This is a genomic window from Lysinibacillus sp. NPDC096212 (assembly GCF_044763105.1).
Lineage (GTDB): Bacteria > Bacillota > Bacilli > Bacillales_A > Planococcaceae > Lysinibacillus.
Genome location: NZ_JBIWFQ010000068.1, coordinates 1 through 1,466 on the forward strand (window position 1 = coordinate 1; position 1,466 = coordinate 1,466).

At 35.8% G+C, this 1,466-nt stretch carries 1 protein-coding gene; it reads right to left on the reverse strand.

Going from position 1 to position 1,466, the window contains the following annotated elements:
- Positions 1-38: 38 nt before the first annotated feature.
- Positions 39-1,372, reverse strand: a protein-coding gene (locus ACIQ7T_RS27940; RefSeq protein ID WP_370082055.1) for an IS3 family transposase whose coding sequence is annotated in 2 segments (ribosomal slippage) — positions 39-988 and positions 988-1,372 — 1,335 coding nt in all. Because the reading frame shifts where the segments join, the coding sequence is not laid out codon by codon here.
- Positions 1,373-1,466: the final 94 nt, after the last annotated feature.

Genomic DNA, 1,466 nt, shown 5'->3' on the forward strand with positions numbered 1-1,466 from the left:
TAAAGTGTACCCTTTGTAAAGGACATTTTGAAAAAAAGCTAAGCAACCTTTTGAAGCTGCTGTCTGTATTTTGCAGGCGGCAGCTTTTTCAAGTTCCATTGCCCTCGATAATGGTTGTAATACATCATATAACTTTTCACTTCTCGTTTTACTTCTTCTAATGTTTCGCACGCTTTCAGATTGGTTTCATCTTTAAAATGACCGAAGAAGGATTCTTGAGGGGCGTTATCCCAACAGTTCCCTCGACGTGACATAGATTGCCCTAGTCCCATTTCCTTCACAAGTTTCTGGAATTTTGGATTCGTATAATGGAATCCTTGATCTGAATGAATAAATGCATCTTTCGTTAAATGGTGGTGATTTCGCTTCAATTTACGAAGAGTATTGAGCGCAATATCCATACTTAAAGAAGCAGATACTTCATACGCTAAAATTTCGTTTGTTTCAGCGTCCTTAATCGTTGATAAATAAGCACGTTTGCCGTTTCCATACGTCAAATACGTGATATCTGTTAATAATACTTTTCCTGCTACACCTTGTTTAAAGTTACGCTGTAATTCATTTGGACATGTACGATGTTCTTTTGTTGCTTTGGCCATTCTACGTGCCGGATTCGCTTTTCGAATTGGGCATATAATCTCAAATTTCTTCATAATGCGGCGAATACGTTTTAAGTTATATGTAATTCCATATTGATTTTCTAACGTCATTTTAATCTGACGTGCACCTTTTCTACGTCCTCGGAAATGATACGCTTTTAAAATGATTTCTTTGGTTGCTTCATCTGCTAATTCATATGCTGCACGCTTTTGCATTGATTTCTCTGTGAAATAATTATAGTAACCTGAACGAGATACGCCCATAATTTCACATAGATAGCTTACTAAACGTTTTAGTTTATATTTTTGAATCGTTTTACTGATTAATTCAAACTTTAGTTCCGTTGCGATTGTTATTTCTTCTTTAACATCTGCCTTTCGAGTAGATCGAGCTTTTTTAAAAGTTCATTCTCCGCTTGTAATAATCTATTTTTCGCTTCTAATCGTGCAATTTTTTCTTCTAAACTTAATTCCCGTTCTGATGGACGACCTGAATTCGTTTTACGTGTATCTTGTAGACCAGCTACTCCAGTTGTACGATAAGCTGCACGCCAACGCTTTCCTGCTGAACTAATGCGCTTCAAACCAATCAGTTCAACATCTAAACCAGCCTCTTCAAAAATCGTTCTTGGGAGTTTCCCTTTTTCATTTTCTGCAATAAAATGGCGTTTAAATTCCTCAGTATAAGTAATCGCTTTATCACTAATAGCCTGGACATTAGGATTACATTTTAGTTGTTCTTGCTCTTTTTTAGTAAATAATCTCTTCGTCATTTATTCCGCTCCGACATCTTTTTTCTCATTATAAACAAAAGTACCCTATAGGATAGACTTTTTTCAAAGTGTCTATCTTATAGGGTACAGTTTA